An 18,818-nucleotide genomic window follows, 5' to 3' on the forward strand; every position below is an offset into this window, starting at 1 on the left:
CTCGCCCCTTACCCCTTCGGGTACTGCAGAAAATAGGCATCTGTCAGCGCATCTTCGAGCAGCCGGCCTTCCGAATATGCTTGCAAGGATGCAGGCCGTTCGACGCCGGGCAACAACCGCGGACACGGCTCCGGCGCACCGATCACCGTCCTCACCGGAATGCGCTCGGCATAGATCGGCAGTTCGTAATCCTCGTCATCGTCAGCCACGCCCTTGGCGCGAATTTTTGCCGACGCCTCCTCGATCTCCATGGCGATAAAGGACGTCGCCTTCATCTCCTGTGCCGTGGTCTCGCGCAGACTGGCGGTGCGATCCGGAAAGAAACGGTCGACCATCGCGATGCCAGCCTGCTCCTTCTCGTCGGGATCGGTGACGAGATAAGCGTTTCCGAATGTCATCACCGCACGGTAGTCCGCTGAATGATTGAAGCCGCAACGTGCCAGCACGAGGCTGTCGAGAAAGGCCACCGTCAGACAGACACGTTGCTGCGCGGTCTGGTTCTTCAACATGCGGCTCGCGCTGCTGCCGTGCCAGTACAGTTTCGTGCCTTCGCGCCAGAAGAAGGTCGGCGTGCAATACGGCTGCCCGTCGATCACGTAGGACACATGGCACATCATCGATGCGTCCAGAATTTGATGCACGGTCTCGTGGTCATAGAAGCCGCGGTCATGGCGTCGCTTCACGCGATTGCGCGCCGTGAGCGGATATGACGCGATGTCTGCATTCGTCGGTTCAGCGGTCTTCAGTTCGGCTGTAGTCACGGCAATCCCCCGTCAATTGGAAGTGTTCGAATGTGTTGTACCGCCGCATTTGGTCTGCGATAGTGCCAATTCCATGCGAAAAATTCCGACCAATTTGGCGAAGCCAATTCCGAAACCCGAGCTACCGCTCGATCTCACGGGCGCACATATCACCGAAGGATCGTCCTCGCAGGATCGGCTCTATCAGGCGCTGTGCCATGCCATCACCGGCGGCGTCGCCAAGCCCGGCGCAGCACTGCCGCCGTCGCGCATCCTTGCAAAGCAAACCGGCTTTCAACGCAATGCCGTCACCAATGCCTATGAGCGTCTGATCGCCGATGGCTTTGCCGTCGCACGCGTCGGCTCCGGCACCTTCGTCGCCGCGCGGATTCCGACGCGGACCAACAGCAAGCCAGCCAAGGCCATCGCCATCGACGCGCCGCAGAGGGGCACGCTCGCTCTCGGCTGTACCGATATCGACGAACAGGCGCTGCGCCGTTTTCGCGCTTTCGCCGGCCGCCGCCTGCGCGCTTTCGGCGCCGAGCATCTGCACTACGGCGATCCTCGCGGCAGTCATGAACTACGCACCGCCATCGCCAATCATCTTCTGTCAGCGCGCGGGCTGCGCTGCGATCCCGATCAGATCATGCTGACATCGGGCACACAGCACGGGCTGCGCATCGTGCTGTCAGCCATTCTCAAGCCAGGCGAACAGATCTGGTGCGAGGACCCCGGTTACCCCGCCGCACGAAAATCGATCGAACATTGCGGCGCCCGGCCGGTGTCGGTGCCGGTCGATGACTTCGGCCTGATCGTCGCCAGGGGCCGTGCCACAGCGCCATCTGCGCGCGCGGCCTATGTCACGCCCTCGCATCAATTTCCACTCGGCGTGCAAATGGCGATGCCGCGGCGTCTTGAATTGCTCGACTGGGCGAAGGACGCCGGCGCATGGATATTCGAAGACGATTACGACAGCGAGTTTCGCTATGACGGCGCGCCGTTGCTGTCGCTCGCCGGCATCGATCACCTGCAACGCGTGATCTATATGGGCACGTTTGCCAAGACTCTGTTTCCCGGTCTGCGCATCGGCTACTGCGCCCTGCCCGAACGCCTGATTGGCCCGGTCACGACGGCGCGCGCGGCGATGGACCGCTTTCCCGGCACATTGATGGAAGGCGCCGTCGCCGACATGTTGAACTCCGGCGCCTTCGCGGCCAACCTGCGCAAGATGCGGAACATCTATCGCGAGGCGCGCGACGCTCTGGCGACGACGTTGACGGATGGGTCGGACGGGCAACTGACCGTGCCGGTGCCGTCACAGGGCCTGCATCTGGTGGCGAAGTTCGCGCCCGCGACGTCGCTTGAGATCGCCGCAAAGGCCAAGGCTGCAGCCGGCGTCGAGGGCTGGTTGCTGGCTGACACCTATCTGCGCGCCCGCCCTGCGCCGGGCTTCGTGCTCGGCTTCGCCGGCCATCCCATTCGTGAGCTTGTCACATCGGCGGAAAGACTGGCGAAAGCCTCAGCGGCGAGTTTGCGCGCCCACCGCAAGCCTGCAGCAAAGACGCGTGGAACCCGCGTGGGGGGCTAAAACTTGAGGCTGGCTGGCACTCAATGCCGGCAACCGCTGCGCTTCTAGAATCGGATGCGCATCCCTACAATCCAGGCAGACAAAATGCCCAGCAGGCAGATCTGCCCCCAACGGAGACCTCATGTCCGGCAATCGCAACGTGCTCTACCTGATCATCGGCGCGCTGATCGTCGGCATCGGCGTGCTCGGCTACAATCTCTACCAGACCAAGAAAGAACCCAGCGGGCTGCAGATCAATGTCGGCCCCGACGGCCTCAAGATCCAGAACAAGTAATAAAGGTCGCACAATGCGCTCGGCAATTTGGCTATCAGGAATTCTGGCTTCGCTTGCGTTAGCGACGCCGGCGCTTGCGATCGATCAGGTCAACCGCGAACAGGACATTGTTGATGTCCGCCTCGGCCAGCGCATTCTGGTCGATGACGGCTCTTGCCCCACCGGCCAGATCAAGGAAGTGTCCGGCACGACGCTGACCACGTCCGGTGTGACGCGTGTTCGCAAATGCGTTCCCCGCGCGGGCACCAAGACGCGCTAGTCCAAGACATGCTCATCAATGTCGCAGCGGCTCGCTTGGCGGCACCGGTGAACCGGTCTGGCCAACACTCGCACCGCCATCGATAGCTAGCGTAATCCCCGTGATCCAGCGCGCCTCGTCGCTGGCAAGAAACAGAACACCATAGCCGATATCCCAGCCGGTCCCTTCGGTGCCCAGCAGTGTGCCCGCTGCGCGCGCTTTGCGCATCTCATCGCTCATGCCACGCGACGCTACCATCGGCGTATAGACCGTGCCGGGCGCGATGCAGTTGACGCGAATGCCGTCGCGGCCGTGATGTGCCGCCATCGCTCTGGTGAGGCCGATCACCGCCGATTTCGACGTTGGATACAACAAGCTCGGGTGGCCACCACGCAGGCCGGCGATCGACGTCAGGTTGATGATCGAGCCGCCGCCGGATTTCATCATTTCCGGAATCGCATACTTCGCCATCAGCATCATTGAGGCAACGTTGATACGCATGGCGCCGTCCCAGGCGCGGTCGTCGACCTCGATGGCGTCGCCGCGCGGCCCGGTGAGGCCAACATTGTTGACGAGGATATCAAGACGGCCAAAGCCTTCGACAGTGCGTTCGACGATCGCCTCGCATGACGCGCGATCGCTGACATCGCCGTCATAGATCTGCGTGACGCCGCCTTCCGCAGCGATCAATCGCGCTGTTTCTTCGGCAGCGTCTACGTCGGTGTCGACCAACGCGACGCGCGCGCCATGCCGCGCCAACAACACCGCTGCGGCACGTCCGTTGCCAATGCCATCGCCGCGGGAACCCGCACCGGTGATAATGGCGACCTTGCCTTTCAATCGATCGTCACGCTGGGGCTGCGCCATATCCATCAGAACATGCCGTTGGTGTTAGCGGATTTTTCCGGGATCGGCTGAACGGCATCCCAATGTTCGACGATCTTGCCGTTCTCAAGCTTGAAGATGTCGATGATCGCGTTACCGCGCGTGCCCTTTTCGCGCACGGCATGCACATGCAGGATCACATAGTCGCCGTCGGCGAAGACCTGCTTGATCTCGCTATGCGAGTCCGGGAATTTCTCCCGCAGGAAACCGATAAAGCCTTTGAAGCCCTCGACACCATCAGCCGCGTTGGGATTGTGCTGAACATAACGCGGACCGAAATATTTGGATGCCGCCTCGAAGTCCTTTTGGTTGAGGCCCTTCTCATAGAATTCAACGACGGCTTTCTTGTTGGCTTCCTGGGTGCTGGCATCTGCAGCTAACGCCGCGCCGGTCAGAAATATCGAGACACACGTCAAGCAGATCGAAACAAATCGCATAAAAAATCCCTCGGTTCCCACCAATTCAATTAGTAGCGAATCCACCCACCTAACGGTGGTGTAGCAAAACGCTATCATCGGCAGTAACGGGATGACGAGAGGGAAAGACAGAAATCCGCTATCATTTTGGCGCGACGACGCAGCGCAAAAAGATCACGCGAACTAACTGAGTGGTTCAATCCAGCGGCGCCGGATCATACATGCATTGCAGGGTCGGCTTCGCGATCTGCGTGAAGGTCGCGCTGATCATCGACTGCTTCGATGCCGGGATCCAGTCCTTCTCGATCGTAGGTACGCCGCGCTCACTGATGCCCCGCAGCAGTGCCTCGCGCAGATCGGTGTCTTCCACCGTTGCTACAGCATGGTCATGCAGGCAGCCGCACACTTCTTCCGGATGCGCCCAGCGCCCGACCATATGCGGCGAGCACAAACGAACGAACTCGCCACGCTGGTCCGGCAATTTCCGCCATGACCAGATCTGCGCCTGCGCCACACTTCCCGTGATGGAACTCGCAAGGGCGGCAGCGACAACAATGGCAGTCAGAATACGTGGTCTAGTCATTTCAAAACTTTTCTTGTTGTTTCTCGGGTTATCCGCCCGCGATCGAAATCAGCGTGCGTAGGCGACAACCATCGGCGCAGTAACACTGATCGCGGGCGAACCGGTAAAGGCGAAAGTGCCGATACCTGGCAGGTTACCCTCAATGGAACCGGCCATCGACGGGCCAGCCAGGATGAAGGCGAAAGCGAGGATGAAGCTGATGGTACGCATCTGACGTCTCCAGTTCGGCAGCGCTGCCCGCCGCGTCGTTGACAAATGGATAGCCAATGCGGGTTTCGGCACGTCTGCGGCCCAAGAGGAAAATGGTTTCGTCCCCCGTCGAATTGTTTCGTGGCGCCCATGCCGACGACACAATCTGGGCGGCAAATCTGCGAACGGCTTAGAAAGAACGCCTTGGAAAGGATGTCTCGAAAGTTCGTCCGGCTGTCGCACGCCCTTAACAAAACTGAACCGAAACGCGGCTAAAGCGACTTCAGGAGAGCGTATGCAACCTTTTCAGGCGACTGCGCGTTTCTGTTCACCTCGAAGAGAAGGAATGCAGTCGTGGGAACCGGCAACAACGACGTTGGCAAGGATACCCCGATCAGCGCCCCCGGACGGCCACTGGTCTCCACGGTACAAACGCGCGCCAAATGCCAAGGCGCCATGTCGCAGCAGGGCTACGGCTCGCACGGCAACGAGTGCTATCCGCAGCAGCTGGTCCAGCTCGTAGGCTATCGTGACCCGCAGCCGCAGCAGTCATGGGACCGCTTGCGCACGAAACGCGTCGTCACCCACTCCGCTGAATAGCGAAGCATAGCTAAGTTCTAGCGGCCAATAGCTCGCTTATTTGATGAAGTCGCCGCATTTCTGCACGGCGGCGTCTGACTGCCCCCAGGGCATGATCGGAACTGATGACGTCGAGTTCTTCGGCGAACCCTCGATAATCCGATCCGAATAGACCATGTAAACCAGCACGTTTCGCTTGGCGTCGCAGCCGCGGACGATTTGCATCTTCTTGAAAAAAAGGCTGCGGCGCTGCCGGAACATATCCTCACCCTGATCGCTCTTGGCCTTGAATGTGATCGGGCCGATCTGCCGGCACGCGAGCGAGATGTCCGAGACTTCTTCGGCCAGACCGAGCCAGCCCTTGAAGCCACCTTTTTCCGGCACGGTGAAGTGGCAGGCGACGCCCTCGACTTCAGGGTCATCGACGCCATAGGTCGCCAGCTTGTCGTTCGGACTGAGCCATTTGAACACGGTGGAGCGCCGAAAGATCAGATCCGGCTCGTCCGCAGCGTGTGCCGGGACAATTGCCAACGCCGCGAATGCCGAAAGCGCCAGGACGCCGCGCCGCAACATCTTGGTGAGCCCGCCAGATCCATTAAACGTCATGCAACTCTCCGTGACCGATCCAGAATATGTAGGCATTCCAACCGGATTCGGAAGCCAGGATGCCCCTCTGTTAATTCAATGTGAGGCTTTTTTGCTAGGCTGATCCCGACTCAGCGGTAACCAGATCACTCATGCTGGTGAACCCATCTCGCGCCTGCGAGACTAATGTTTTCAGATGGATTCGAGGATATTGGACGTGAGTGCATTTCAATCGTCGCGGGGATCAACGGACAAGAGCCGCTTTCTGGGCAGCACATTCTTTTCCGGCAGCTTTCTGCGGATCGCACTCGTCGCCATGACCGGCATGACCGTGGCGGCGCCTGCCGATGCCGCGGTGTTCTGGACCGATGAAAACCCGATGATCATGCGGGAGATCGAACCGCCGGCGCCGCAACCGCAGCAGCGTCAGAAGAAGCTGAAGCGCCTCGGCGCCAGACTTGAGAAACAGGTCAAGGAACACGCAAAGCCGGTCGGCCCGCTGGTGATCGCCATCTCGATCGAGCGACAGTCACTGCGGGTGTTCGACGCCAACGGCTTGTTCGCGGAAACGCCGGTCTCTACCGGCATGCGCGGTCATTCGACGCCCATGGGCGTGTTCAGCATCATCCAGAAGAACAAATGGCACCGCTCCAACATCTATAGCGGCGCGCCGATGCCCTACATGCAGCGCATCACCTGGTCGGGCATTGCTCTGCATGCCGGCGCGCTGCCAGGCTATCCGGCGTCCCACGGCTGCATCCGCATGCCGATGGCGTTTGCGACCAAGATTTGGGGCTGGACCCGCATGGGTGCCCGCGTGATCATCGCGCCCGGCGAAATCTCCCCGGCGGAAATCTCGCATCCGCTGCTCGCCGCTCAGAAGGCCACGCCGGGTCCGGTCGCGGCAGCGGCGCCTCAAGACGTCCAGGCGTCGCCAAAGGCCGATAAGGCATCGGCAGATGCGAAGCCCCAAGACCTCGGTCTGAGGCCATCCGCCGCCGACCGCGCCAAGACTCAGACCGCCGATGCTAGCAATGCGATGAAAAAACCGACGCCCGCGACTGTGATGTCGGACGCCACACCTGCAAAGGTCGAAAGCGCCGTCAAAACCGCCGAGCCCGAGATCATGACGCGCCGCGATCTCGACGCCGCCATTGCCAAAGTCGTCGAATTGCCGACCCCCGAGGTCAAATCGGCAGAGACCGTCGCGGAAGCGCCAGCCAAGCTGGAACCTGCCAAGACGGAAGCCCCGAAGGCGGAAATCGCAAAAGCTGACGTCGCACCGGCCGTCGCCAGTGTGCCCGACGTCAAGAAGGACGAAACGCGCCCTGCGGATGCAGCGAAGGCCGAAATGTCTACGGCCTCCCCGGCGCCCGCTGCCGATGCGACGCCAAAGCGGTCCGGCCAGATTGCCGTGCTGGTCAGCGGCAAGGACGGCAAGCTCTATGTGCGGCAGAATTTCGCGCCGCTGTTCGAGACGCCGATCGCCATCAAGCCCAGCGATCGCGCGCTCGGCACTCACATCTTTACCGCCCGCACCGACAAGGATGATGCCAAGGCATTTCACTGGACTGCAGTCTCGCTGCCTGCCGTCCCGCGTCGCGCCGACGAGGACGACAATGTTTCGCGTCGCCGCAAATCCACTGGCGCCGTTGAAGTGAAAACCCGTCCTCTGCCAAACAGCGCCGCCGAAGCGCTCGACCGCCTGACGATCCCTGCGGACGCCATGGCACAGATTACCGAAGCGCTCGCGAGTGGCGGCTCCATCGTGGTGTCCGATCAGGGCATTGCCGCCGGCGGCGAGACCGGCCAGGGCACCGAATTCGTGGTGCCGCTGCGCTAGCCTCGTTCACTCCGGCCTTGTAACAGCTTGTTGAGTGCGTCATCTCGGAGATGACGCTACTCTGCTCGCGAAACAGGCTGGGCTACGACGAATGGCGATGATCAATCGCAGGCAGATACTGACAACGGTATTGGGCGCGGCAAGTGCCGTGGCGGTCGCGCGTCACGCCTCGGCGCAAGGCGCCGTGAGCCGCATGACCGCCTATGGCTTCGCGTTTCCCGGCCTCAAGGGTGGCGACATCAAACTTGCCGACTATGCCGGCCGCCCGATCATGGTGGTCAACACCGCCTCGCAATGCGGCTTCACCCCGCAATATGCCGGGCTTCAGACACTGTGGACCGAGTTCCGCGAGCGCGGCTTGATGATCGTCGGCGTGCCCTCCAATGACTTCGGCGGACAGGAGCCGGGCAGCGCCAAGGAGATCGCCGAGATTACCGAGGGACATTTCGGCATCGGTTTCCCGATGGCCGCCAAGACCGTCGTGAAGGGACCGAACGCACACCCATTCTACAAATGGGCGGCAGAGGCACGGCCGCGCGACCTGCCGCGGTGGAACTTTCACAAATATCTGGTCGGACGCGATGGCTACCTCACCGACTCCTTTGCCTCCGAATTCGAACCGACCGACACACGCGTCAAGACCGCCGTCGGACGCGCTCTGACCGCGGCTTGAGCGGTTCAATATCGATCCAGCCACTGACTGGGGATAAGGGCCGTTGCCATAGCGGTACCGCCTGAAATCGCGCTAGAATTGCGGCCACGACCATCTGGATCAGCCCGGCCACCTCGCTGACGACGCTGGTCGCAGGTCAAGGGGAACGTGATGCGCAGTGCGGCAGGTCTGATTTTTGCGAGCGCGATTTCATTGTGGGCGGCAGGCGCACAGGCGCAGACACCCAAAGCCGGAGCCCCAGCGCCCGCCCCCGCGGCAACGCCCGCGCCGCCACCGGCGCCCGCGGCTGCACCTGCCCCCGCCAAATCGACCTGCGCCAATCCCGATGCGCTCGGCGTCAGCCGTGTGGTCGAGATCGACACGACGGGCGGTCCGGGTTTCGGCTTCGAACATTTCAAGCAGCTCGACTTCCTGCGCGACAAGGAAGTGGTGCTGACCTTCGACGATGGCCCGTGGCAGACTACGACGCCGACCGTGTTGAAGACGCTGGCCGACGAATGCGTCAAGGCAGTGTTCTTTCCGATCGGCAAGCACGCGACCTATTATCCGGAGGTGCTCAAGCAGGTCGCTGCGGCCGGCCATACCATCGGCGGACACACCTGGGCCCATATCGCGCTGACCAACAAGAAACTGACCCAGCAGCAGCGTATCGATGAAATCGAGAAAGGCTTCAGCGCCGTGAAGTGGGCACTCGGCTCAGCCCCCGCACCGTTCTTCCGCGCTCCGGCGCTGCAGCACCCGCCGGAAATCGTCACCTATCTCGGCACGCGCAACATGGCGATCTTCTCCTGTGACATCGACTCGTTCGACTTCAAGACGCGCAAGTCCGAACAGGTCATCACCAATGTGATGACCAAGCTCGACAAGCTCGGCAAGGGTATCATCCTGATGCACGACTTCCAGAAGCACACCGCCGAAGCGCTGCCGACCCTGCTGCGCAAGCTCAAGGCCGGTGGCTACAAGGTCGTGCATATGCGCGCCAAGGCACCCGTGCAGACCATCGCGTCCTATGATGAAGCGATCGTCAAGGACGCCAAGCTGCCGACGGTCAGCAGCCGTCCTGTGAACAGCGTCGTCCAGACGATCTCGGAATAATGAGGACTCGTCGACGCCCCTGATGCCCGCATTTCGTTTCAACGGCTACGTCATCGTCTCGGCGGACGGCATGCTCGCCGACGCCAGTGGCGTGATGCCCGATACCCTCAAATTTCCCGGCGACCTCGCCTTTTTCACCGCAGGTCTCGACCGTGCCGACCTGATCGTGCACGGCAGGCATTCGTTCGAGGATCAGCCGAACTCACCGAAGCGCAAGCGCATCATCGTCAGCCGCAGCATCGCTGCCATAGGCCCCGATCCCGAAAACAACAAAGCCACGCTGTGGAATCCGGCCGGCGCATCTTTCGAAGACGCTTGCGCGCATGCTGGCGTTCATGCCGGCACCGTCGCCGTCATCGGCGGCCCCAGCGTATTCGAGATGTTCTTTGATCGCATCGACGTGTTTTGGCTGTCGCAAGCGCCACATGTCCGCCTGCCCGGCGGCGAGGGATGCTTCCCCGGCGTCCCCGAACGATCGCCGCAGGACATTCTCTCCAGTCACGGTCTGCAAACGAGCGAGGTCCAAATCCTCGACGCCGCGCGTGAAGTCACAGTAACGGCCTGGCGGCGGGTGTCCTGAACGACAACTACACTTCGTTGTAGCCGCCCGGCAGCCGCGCGCTGCGGCCGATACCGGCGATCATGAAGAGGCCGCCGATCAGCGACAGGTTCTTCAGCGCGTGGATCATCTGGTTCTTGGCCTCAGGGCCTGTCAGGTTCCAGAAGTCGTGGAAGTAGAAAGTCGCGGCCATCACGAACAGCACCAGCACCAGGGCGAAAAAGCGCGCACCCAGATTCAGCGCGACGAGAATACCGCCGACCAGTTCCAGTGTTGCAACGGCGATTGCGAGAATCTGCTTCAATTCCATGCCCGCCAGCCCTTCGAGCTGCGTCGCATAGGGCGTCACGACTGCGGGGATCGTCGGGATAACCTTGTTCGCGATTGCATCCGCAGTTGCGCTGAGGTCGAGAAACTTGGATGCGCCGGACGCAATGAAGATCACGGCAAAGAGAATGCGCCCGAAAGTAATAAACGCTGGCATTTGTCGGCCTCGCTGGACTGCAATGAATACTTGTCGAAATACGTGACGAGTATGATCATTCCATCACATTTTTCAAACGAACAAATGGATGACCTCGTTGGCGTCATCCATTTGTCGCGATGCTTCTCAGATTGGCTAACTATCCAAAAGCGCAATGGCCGGGAAGCATCCAGCCAGCGCGAGGCTGACTGAACGCGCTAGCCGAACAGGCTCGCCTGCGGACGCCCAGCCCGCTCCTGCGCCTCGACAGCCGCAACCGCCGTCATGTTGAGGATACCACGCGCTGTCACCCCCGGCGTCAGGATATGCGCCGGACGCGCCGGGCCGATCAGGATCGGGCCGACCGGGAGCGCATCCGCCAGCGTCTTGATCATCTGATAAGCGACATTGGCGGCATCGAGCGTCGGCATGATGAGGACATTCGCCGAGCCCTCGAGTTTCGAATGCGGCAGCACGATCTTGCGGGCTGCTTCCGACAGCGCGGTGTCGCCCTGCATTTCGCCATCGGACTCGATCTCCGGATGCTTCTCACGCAGCAATGCTGCGGCGCGGCGCATCTTGCGCGAAGAGTCCGTATCGTAGCTGCCAAAGTCAGAATGCGACACGAAAGCGATCTTCGGCTTCATGGCAAAGCGCTGCACGTGGTTGGCAGCGAGCGCCGCGATTTCCGCGAGTTCTTCCGCGCTCGGATTCGGACGCACCTGCGTATCAGCGATGAAGTGCGCACCCTTGCTGGTGATCATCAGCGACAGCGCTGCAAAATCGCTGACGCCCGGCAGGAAGCCGATGATCTCGCGCACATGGCGCAGATGGCTCATGTAGCGGCCTTCGACGCCGCAGATCATTGCATCCGCCTCGCCGCGGATCACGGCGAGCGCGGCGATCACCGTCGCATTGGTGCGGACGACCGTGCGCGCCGCATCCGGCGTCACGCCGCGACGGCCGGCCACGTCGATATAGGACTGCACGTAAGAGCGATAACGCGGATCGTCCTCGGGATTGATCAGATCGAAATCCTGGCCGGCCTGGATCGCCAGACCAAACCGCTTGATGCGGGCTTCGACGACCGACGGACGGCCAACGAGGATCGGACGCGCCAGCTTCTCTTCCAGCACCACCTGCACGGCGCGCAGCACGCGCTCGTCTTCGCCTTCGGCATAGATCACGCGCACCGGCTGGGTCTTTGCCTTCGCGAAGACCGGCTTCATCACCAGACCGGAGCGGAATGCGAAACGCTCGAGACCTGCGGTGTATTCCTCGAAATTGGCGATCGGGCGCGAGGCCACGCCGGATTCCATCGCCGCCTTGGCGACGGCCGGCGCGATGCGCAGGATCAGGCGTGGATCGAACGGGCTCGGGATCAGCGACCCCGGACCGAAGCCCTGGGTCTCGTTGTCGAAGCCGGCGGTCACAGCATCCGACGGCGGGTCTTGCGCAAGCTGCGCGATGGCATCGACGGCAGCGATCTTCATCGCCTCATTGATCGCCGTCGCCCCGCAATCGAGTGCACCGCGGAAGATGAACGGGAAACAAAGGACGTTATTGACCTGGTTCGGAAAGTCCGACCGGCCGGTGCAGATCATCGCGTCCGGGCGTGCCTTGCGCGCTTCGTCCGGCATGATCTCCGGCGTCGGATTGGCCAGCGCCATCACCAGCGGCTTGTCGGCCATCGCCTTGACCATCTCGGGCTTCAGCACGCCCGGAGCGGAGACGCCCAAGAAAATATCGGCGCCGGCGATGACATCGCCCAGCACGCGCGCATCGGTCTTCTGCGCATAGACCGCCTTCCAGCGATCCATCAGGGTGTTGCGGCCCTCATGCACGACACCGTCGATATCGCAGACCCAGATGTTCTTCTTCTGCGCGCCCAGCGACACCAGAAGATTGAGACAGGCGATCGCCGCAGCGCCAGCACCCGAGCAGACGATCTTGACGTTCTTGATGTTCTTGCCGTTGAGCAGCAGCGCATTCTTGATCGCGGCGCCGACGATGATGGCGGTGCCATGCTGATCGTCGTGAAACACCGGGATCTTCATGCGCTCTTTAAGCTGCGCCTCGATCTCGAAACATTCCGGACCCTTGATGTCCTCAAGGTTGATGCCACCGAAGGTCGGCTCCAGTGCCGAGACGACCTCGACCACGCGCTCGATGGTGTCGGCGGCGATCTCGATGTCGAACACGTCGATGCCGGCGAATTTCTTGAAGAGGACCGCCTTGCCTTCCATCACCGGCTTCGAGGCCAGCGGGCCGATATTCCCGAGACCAAGCACGGCCGTGCCGTTGGAGACGACAGCCACGAGATTGGCGCGCGAGGTCAGCGACGCCGCTTCATTGGGGTCGGCTGCGATCGCGAGACACGGCGCGGCCACGCCCGGCGAATAGGCCAGCGCCAGATCACGCTGGTTGGCAAGCGGCTTGGTAGCCTGGATTTCGAGCTTACCCGGCTTGGGAAGGCGGTGATAGGCAAGCGCCGCGCGCGAGAGATCGTCAGAAGATGAAGAAGACATGCGTGCTCCCGCGCGTCATAAAACAAAAGTTAGGTAGAAGGGCGTTTCTTCTTGTTGGTTTGCCGGACTACTTGTCCTGCAGATTGAGACGGATATGCGCTTCACGCAACTGCTTCGGCGAAGCCTCTGACGGTGCGCCCATCAACAAATCTTCAGCACGCTGGTTCATCGGGAAGAGCGAGATCTCGCGCAGGTTGTTCGTACCGCAGAGCAGCATCACGATACGATCGACGCCTGCCGCCATGCCGCCATGGGGCGGTGCGCCGTACTGGAAGGCGCGATACATGCCGCCGAAGCGCTCGACCACCGTCTCCTCGCCATAACCGGCGATCTCGAACGCCTTCACCATTGCTTCCGGCTTGTGATTACGGATGCCGCCCGACGCGATCTCGTAGCCGTTGCAGGTGATGTCATACTGGAACGCCTTGATGGTCAGCGGATCCTGACCGGTCAACGCATCCATGCCACCCTGCGGCATCGAGAACGGGTTGTGCGAGAAGTCGACCTTCTTGTCGTCCTCGTTGTACTCGTACATCGGGAAATCGACGATCCAGGCCAGCGCGAAACGCTCCTTGTCGATCAGGTTGAGCTCTTCGCCGACCTTGGTGCGTGCGAGACCGGCGAACTTGTAGAATTTCTCGGGATCGCCCGCGACGAAGAACGCGGCATCGCCGGCCTTCAGGCCGAGCTGCTGACGGATCGCTTCAGTGCGCTCCGGTCCGATGTTATTGGCCAAGGGACCAGCGCCCTCACCGCCTTCACGCCACATGATGTAACCGAGGCCCGGCTGGCCTTCGCCTTGCGCCCAGGAATTCATGCGGTCGCAGAATGCACGGCTGCCGCCACCGGGACCGGGGATCGCCCAGACCTGATTCTTGTCGTCTTCGAGCATGCGCGCGAACACCTTGAAGCCGGAGCCGCGGAAGTGCTCCGCCGTGTTCTGCATCTCGATCGGGTTGCGCAGGTCCGGCTTGTCGGTGCCGTATTTGCGGAGCGACTCTGCGTAAGGAATCTTCGGCCAGTCCTTGTTGACCGGCTTGCCCTTGGCGAACTCCTCGAACACGCCGGTGATCACGGGCTGCACCGCCGCGAACACGTCTTCCTGTTCGACGAAGCTCATTTCGAGATCGAGCTGGTAGAACTCGCCCGGCAGACGATCGGCGCGCGGATCCTCGTCGCGGAAACATGGCGCGATCTGGAAGTAGCGGTCGAAGCCCGACATCATCAGCAGCTGCTTGTACTGCTGCGGCGCCTGCGGCAGCGCGTAGAACTTGCCGGGATGGATGCGCGACGGCACCAGGAAGTCGCGCGCGCCTTCCGGCGACGACGCGGTGAGGATGGGCGTCTGGAATTCGAAGAAGCCCTGCTCCTTCATCCGCTTGCGCATCGAGTCGACGATGGCGCCGCGGGTCATGATGTTCTGATGCAGCTTCTCGCGACGCAGGTCGAGGAAGCGATATTTCAGCCGGATGTCTTCCGGATAGTCCTGATCGCCGAACACCGGCAGCGGCAACTCGGCCGCAGGGCCAAGCACCTCGATGGCATCGATATAGATTTCGACATCGCCGGTGGGCAGTTCGGCATTCTCGGTGCCGCCGGGACGACGACGCACCTTGCCGTCGATCTTCACGACCCATTCCGAACGCAGCGTCTCGGCGACCTTGAATGCCGGCGAGTCCGGGTCGGCGACGCATTGCGTCAGGCCGTAATGGTCGCGCAGATCGATGAAGAGCACGCCGCCATGGTCGCGGATACGATGGCACCACCCCGACAGGCGAACGGTCTGGTCGATATGGCTGTCGCGGAGCGCGCCGCAGGTGTGAGACCGGTAGCGATGCATGGGTATCCTGGAAATACGTCAGAGGGCGGAATCGGGTTCGCGATCAAGCGCGAAGCGCAGGGTTTACCCGACCGCACCCGACGCGGCAACCAAAGCTCGGCGATCAGATCGCCCGAATTTGCGGGCCGCGACTGCATCACCGGAGGCCTCCGACCGATGAATTTCGGACTACCATTTCCAAATGCAATCGAGCGATCGGAAAACCTCCCGCAACGCGGGAACTACATGATTGCACACGCAATAACCAGCTACCTCGGGTCAAGCACCATCGGCACCCGGATACGTCACGTCGGTATTTCAGCACCAGATTCAACTACTTAAAGCGGTATTTGTGTCAAAATTTACTGAACGTTGACGACCACCATTCACTGTCTTGCCGTGAACCCAGCCCGTTTTGAAGGCAGGTGATTCAACTGGAACTTGCTGCTTCTTGCCCTGCCGCAACCCAAGGCAGCCGCCATTTCGGCTGACCGGCGTCGCAGCCTTAGAACCGCCGAGGAATATGTTCGTGCTCGCCAGATATTCGATCAGTACCAAGCTGTTTGTCATTATCGCTTTTCTCTTCGTGGTGATCGCGGGCATCGGCACCCTCGCCTTCATGCAGATGCGAGCCATCAACGCAGCAACCCAGGATATCCAGACGCAGTGGCTCCCCAGCGTCCGCTGGATCGGCGAAATGCGCGTTCAGTCGGCGCGGTATCGCGCAGTGCTGCGCGACCATCTGATCGTGGCCGATGCCGACCGTCCGGATGTCGACAAGAACCTCGCCGCCCGCAAGTCTGACTTCGACAAGGCCGCGAAGGCCTACGCCCCGCTGGTATCGTCGCCAGCCGAACGCGAACTGGCCGATAAGCTTGACGCGGAATGGAAGGCCTTCATCGCCGCCGGCAACGACGTCCAGGCCCTCGCCAACAAGGGTGACGTGGCGGCAGCCAAAGAGATCAACGCCAAGAAGGTCGTACCGACCGGTCGCGCCATGGACGGCACATTGGCCAAGCTCGTCGAGCTGAACGACAAGGGCGCCGAAGTGGCCGGCAGCAACGCGAACGCAACCTATGCCAACGCGATCTGGATGATGGTTATCATTCTCGGCGCCTCGGTCGTGCTTGGTCTCAGCGCTGCCATGTATCTGGTGCGCGACATCTCCGGCGGCATCGCCTCGATCCTGAAGCCAATGGGCCAGCTGACCGATGGTCAGTTGGAGGCCGTCATTCCGCATCAGGGCGAAAGCACCGAGATCGGCCGTATCGCCAGCGCGTTGCAGATCTTCAAGGACGCCCTCATCGCCAAGCGTGTCGCGGATCAGGCTGCCGGTGCCGAGGCCGCCATCAAGGCCGCCCGTGCGGAAACCATCACGAAGGCGACCAGCAACTTCGAGTCGATGATCAGCGAGCTGGTTGGTTCGCTTTCATCCGCCTCGACCGAACTCGAAGCCTCTGCCACCACGCTGACCCGCACGTCGGATATCACCATGACGCTGTCGGGCTCTGCAGCGTCTGCATCGCATACGGTGTCGAGCAACGTTCAGTCGGTGGCCGCGGCAACGGAAGAAATCACCTCGTCCGTGAATGAAATCGGCCGCCAGGTTCATGAATCGAACCGTATCGCTTCGACCGCCGTGCTGCAGGCCGAGAAGACCAATGAAAGCATTGTCAAACTCACGCAGGCCACTGCACGCATCGATGACGTCGTGAAGCTCATCACCGCCGTTGCCGAACAGACCAACCTGCTGGCGCTCAACGCCACCATCGAGGCCGCGCGCGCCGGTGACGCCGGCCGCGGTTTCGCCGTTGTCGCCGCCGAGGTGAAGGCGCTGGCGTCGCAGACCGCCAAGGCCACTGACGAAATCAGCATGCAGATCGCTGGCATGCAGGCGGCCAGTGCCGAGACGATCGAGACCATCAAGGAGATCGGCTCGACCATCACGCTGATTTCCGAAGTCTCGTCGGCTATCGCAGCGGCGGTCGAGGAACAGGGCGCAGCGACACAGGAAATCGCGCGCAATGTCCAGCAGTCGGCCCAGCTCAGCACCCAGGTCGCCAGCGAGGTCACCGAGGTCAATCGCGGCGCCAGCGAGACTGGCTCCGCATCGACCCAGGTGCTGGCCGCAGCGCAGTCGCTGTCGCTCGAAAGCAATCGCCTGAAGGATGAAGTCGACCGGTTCCTCGACACGGTTCGCGCCGCCTGAGACCGCTTTCAGCGGTTGCCTAACACGTCGTGGCCCCCCATCTTGGGGCCATGACAGTCCACTTCCCGTTCGACAACAGCTATGCCGCCCTGCCCGCGAATTTCTTCGCCCGCGTTGCACCGACGCCGGTGACAGCGCCGAGGCTGATTAAGCTGAACCGCGCGCTGGCCGACCAACTCCGCATCGATCCTGACTGGCTGGCCAGTCCCGAAGGCGTCGAGGTCCTCGCCGGCAAACGCGTGCCCGATGGCGCCGATCCCCTCGCGATGGCCTATGCCGGACATCAATTCGGACATTTCGTGGCGCAGCTCGGCGACGGGCGCGCGATCCTGCTCGGCGAGGTCATTGACCGCGACGGCGTGCGCCGCGACATCCAGCTCAAGGGTTCCGGTCCGACACCGTTCTCGCGCCGCGGCGATGGCCGTGCTGCGCTTGGTCCAGTGATCCGGGAATATATCGTCAGCGAAGCCATGGCGGCCCTGGGCATCCCCACAACGCGCTCCCTCGCCGCCGTCCTCACGGGCGAACGGGTTCAGCGTGAGACGATGCTGCCGGGCGCCGTGCTGACTCGCGTCGCCTCAAGCCATATTCGCGTCGGCACGTTTCAGTTTTTCGCTGCGCGCGAGGATATCGCCGGCGTCAAACAACTCGCCGATCATGTGATCAACAGGCACTATCCCGACGCAGCCGAAGCCGAACATCCCATTCGCGCCTTGCTCGATGCAGTGATCCGCCGTCAGGCCGAACTTGTCGCACGCTGGCTGCATGTCGGCTTCATCCATGGTGTGATGAACACCGACAACTGCTCGGTATCCGGCGAGACCATCGATTACGGCCCCTGCGCCTTCATGGACGCCTACGATCCCGCGACGGTGTACAGCTCGATCGACGAGATGGGCCGCTACGCCTATGCGAACCAGCCGCGCATCGCGCTGTGGAATCTGACGCGCTTCGCCGAGACGCTGCTGCCGCTGATCGACAGCGATGAGAAGACCGCCATCGAGATTGCGCAGGCCGCATTGGGCGAATTCTCCGATATTTTCGACACGGCCTATCAGGCCGGTCTCCGCCAGAAGCTCGGGCTGTTCACCAGCCAGCCGGACGATGCCGCATTGGCGCAGGATCTGCTGACCGCCATGACCGCCAATCAGGCCGATTTCACCCTGACCTTCCGCCGCCTCGCCGCCGCCGCGGTTGACGCAGACAGCGACGAAGCCGTCCGCGGACTGTTCATCGATCCGACGGCGTTTGACGCCTGGGCCGTGAACTGGCGCGCACGACTCGGCCGGGAGTCGCAGGACGCCGGTAGCCGCCATCAGGCCATGCAGACGATCAATCCAGCCTTCATCCCCCGCAATCATCGCGTCGAGGCGGTAATCCAGGCGGCCCTGGCCGACGACTACGCGCCGTTCGAGAAATTGCTGGCGGTGCTGGCGAAACCCTATGAAGATCAACCGGAGATGGCGGATTACGCCGAGCCGCCGGAGCCGGATCAGCGCGTACTGAAGACCTTCTGCGGCACCTAAACACCCTCATTCTATCGGAGCAGACC

General features: G+C 61.8%; 20 protein-coding genes. 10 read left to right on the top strand and 10 right to left on the bottom strand.

What is annotated here, in order from left to right:
* Positions 1 to 8: 8 nt before the first annotated feature.
* On the bottom strand, positions 9 to 716 hold the full coding sequence (locus AB8A50_RS08125) for a pyridoxamine 5'-phosphate oxidase family protein (RefSeq protein ID WP_439079939.1): 708 nt from the start codon (positions 714 to 716) through the stop codon (positions 9 to 11).
* Positions 717 to 834: 118 nt separating this feature from the next.
* Here AB8A50_RS08125 and AB8A50_RS08130 point away from each other — a divergent pair, with 118 nt between their 5' ends.
* The 3 genes from AB8A50_RS08130 (at position 835) to AB8A50_RS08140 (ending at position 2,861) form a co-directional block, all read left to right on the top strand.
* A complete protein-coding gene (locus AB8A50_RS08130; protein WP_439077364.1) occupies positions 835 to 2,328 on the top strand; it encodes a PLP-dependent aminotransferase family protein in 1,494 nt (497 codons plus the stop codon).
* A 121-nt stretch (positions 2,329 to 2,449) separates the two neighbouring features.
* Positions 2,450 to 2,602 (top strand): hypothetical protein, encoded by a 153-nt coding sequence (locus AB8A50_RS08135; protein WP_165826841.1) that lies wholly within the window; start codon positions 2,450 to 2,452, stop codon positions 2,600 to 2,602.
* A gap of 13 nt (positions 2,603 to 2,615) precedes the next feature.
* Positions 2,616 to 2,861, top strand: coding sequence for a DUF6719 family protein (locus tag AB8A50_RS08140; RefSeq protein WP_089263984.1), 246 nt, complete (start codon positions 2,616 to 2,618; stop codon positions 2,859 to 2,861).
* A 15-nt stretch (positions 2,862 to 2,876) separates the two neighbouring features.
* Here the strand turns inward: AB8A50_RS08140 and AB8A50_RS08145 are convergent, their stop codons facing one another.
* The 4 genes from AB8A50_RS08145 to AB8A50_RS08160 form a co-directional block, all read right to left on the bottom strand.
* Positions 2,877 to 3,713 (bottom strand): SDR family NAD(P)-dependent oxidoreductase, encoded by an 837-nt coding sequence (locus AB8A50_RS08145; RefSeq protein ID WP_244528213.1) that lies wholly within the window; start codon positions 3,711 to 3,713, stop codon positions 2,877 to 2,879.
* Positions 3,713 to 4,162, bottom strand: a complete 450-nt coding sequence (locus tag AB8A50_RS08150) for a nuclear transport factor 2 family protein (RefSeq protein WP_439077365.1) — start codon at positions 4,160 to 4,162, stop codon at positions 3,713 to 3,715. Before AB8A50_RS08150 ends, AB8A50_RS08145 begins: the two co-directional genes overlap by 1 nt.
* A 175-nt stretch (positions 4,163 to 4,337) precedes the next feature.
* Entirely contained in the window at positions 4,338 to 4,724 is a 387-nt protein-coding gene (locus AB8A50_RS08155) for a hypothetical protein (RefSeq protein WP_439077366.1), read from the bottom strand.
* Between the two features lie 48 nt (positions 4,725 to 4,772).
* A complete protein-coding gene (locus tag AB8A50_RS08160; protein ID WP_439077367.1) occupies positions 4,773 to 4,934 on the bottom strand; it encodes a hypothetical protein in 162 nt (53 codons plus the stop codon).
* A 333-nt stretch (positions 4,935 to 5,267) separates the two neighbouring features.
* Here AB8A50_RS08160 and AB8A50_RS08165 point away from each other — a divergent pair, with 333 nt between their 5' ends.
* On the top strand, positions 5,268 to 5,513 hold the full coding sequence (locus AB8A50_RS08165; RefSeq protein ID WP_439077368.1) for a hypothetical protein: 246 nt from the start codon (positions 5,268 to 5,270) through the stop codon (positions 5,511 to 5,513).
* 36 nt (positions 5,514 to 5,549) lie between these two features.
* Here AB8A50_RS08165 and AB8A50_RS08170 read toward each other — a convergent pair whose 3' ends face one another.
* Entirely contained in the window at positions 5,550 to 6,065 is a 516-nt protein-coding gene (locus AB8A50_RS08170; protein ID WP_439079940.1) for a CreA family protein, read from the bottom strand.
* A gap of 229 nt (positions 6,066 to 6,294) precedes the next feature.
* On the opposite strand from AB8A50_RS08170, the gene AB8A50_RS08175 reads away from it, so the two are divergent.
* The 4 genes from AB8A50_RS08175 (at position 6,295) to AB8A50_RS08190 (ending at position 10,268) form a co-directional block, all read left to right on the top strand.
* Complete coding sequence (locus tag AB8A50_RS08175) at positions 6,295 to 7,920, top strand: L,D-transpeptidase family protein (RefSeq protein WP_439077369.1); 1,626 nt, start codon at positions 6,295 to 6,297, stop codon at positions 7,918 to 7,920.
* 97 nt (positions 7,921 to 8,017) lie between these two features.
* On the top strand, positions 8,018 to 8,593 hold the full coding sequence (locus AB8A50_RS08180) for a glutathione peroxidase (protein WP_439079941.1): 576 nt from the start codon (positions 8,018 to 8,020) through the stop codon (positions 8,591 to 8,593).
* Positions 8,594 to 8,743: 150 nt separating this feature from the next.
* Positions 8,744 to 9,688, top strand: coding sequence for a polysaccharide deacetylase family protein (locus AB8A50_RS08185; RefSeq protein ID WP_184517362.1), 945 nt, complete (start codon positions 8,744 to 8,746; stop codon positions 9,686 to 9,688).
* Between the two features lie 22 nt (positions 9,689 to 9,710).
* Complete coding sequence (locus AB8A50_RS08190) at positions 9,711 to 10,268, top strand: dihydrofolate reductase family protein (RefSeq protein ID WP_439077370.1); 558 nt, start codon at positions 9,711 to 9,713, stop codon at positions 10,266 to 10,268.
* Positions 10,269 to 10,275: 7 nt separating this feature from the next.
* Here the strand turns inward: AB8A50_RS08190 and AB8A50_RS08195 are convergent, their stop codons facing one another.
* The 4 genes from AB8A50_RS08195 to AB8A50_RS08210 form a co-directional block, all read right to left on the bottom strand.
* Positions 10,276 to 10,731 (bottom strand): DoxX family protein, encoded by a 456-nt coding sequence (locus AB8A50_RS08195; protein ID WP_089263975.1) that lies wholly within the window; start codon positions 10,729 to 10,731, stop codon positions 10,276 to 10,278.
* A 197-nt stretch (positions 10,732 to 10,928) separates the two neighbouring features.
* Positions 10,929 to 13,238, bottom strand: coding sequence for an NADP-dependent malic enzyme (locus AB8A50_RS08200; RefSeq protein WP_089263974.1), 2,310 nt, complete (start codon positions 13,236 to 13,238; stop codon positions 10,929 to 10,931).
* A 67-nt stretch (positions 13,239 to 13,305) separates the two neighbouring features.
* On the bottom strand, positions 13,306 to 15,078 hold the full coding sequence (gene aspS, locus AB8A50_RS08205) for an aspartate--tRNA ligase (protein WP_175366117.1): 1,773 nt from the start codon (positions 15,076 to 15,078) through the stop codon (positions 13,306 to 13,308).
* Positions 15,079 to 15,387: 309 nt separating this feature from the next.
* Positions 15,388 to 15,615 (bottom strand): hypothetical protein, encoded by a 228-nt coding sequence (locus AB8A50_RS08210; RefSeq protein ID WP_158596856.1) that lies wholly within the window; start codon positions 15,613 to 15,615, stop codon positions 15,388 to 15,390.
* Here AB8A50_RS08210 and AB8A50_RS08215 point away from each other — a divergent pair.
* Both AB8A50_RS08215 and AB8A50_RS08220 read left to right on the top strand, forming a co-directional pair.
* On the top strand, positions 15,587 to 17,266 hold the full coding sequence (locus tag AB8A50_RS08215; protein WP_439077371.1) for a methyl-accepting chemotaxis protein: 1,680 nt from the start codon (positions 15,587 to 15,589) through the stop codon (positions 17,264 to 17,266). The genes AB8A50_RS08210 and AB8A50_RS08215 overlap by 29 nt on opposite strands.
* Positions 17,267 to 17,316: 50 nt before the next feature.
* The gene (locus tag AB8A50_RS08220; RefSeq protein WP_439077372.1) at positions 17,317 to 18,792 is read left to right on the top strand and encodes a protein adenylyltransferase SelO; all 1,476 of its coding nucleotides are present in this window, start codon (positions 17,317 to 17,319) and stop codon (positions 18,790 to 18,792) included.
* Positions 18,793 to 18,818: the final 26 nt, after the last annotated feature.

Source organism: Tardiphaga sp. 841_E9_N1_2 (assembly GCF_051811065.1).
Classification (GTDB): Bacteria; Pseudomonadota; Alphaproteobacteria; order Rhizobiales; family Xanthobacteraceae; genus Tardiphaga; species Tardiphaga robiniae.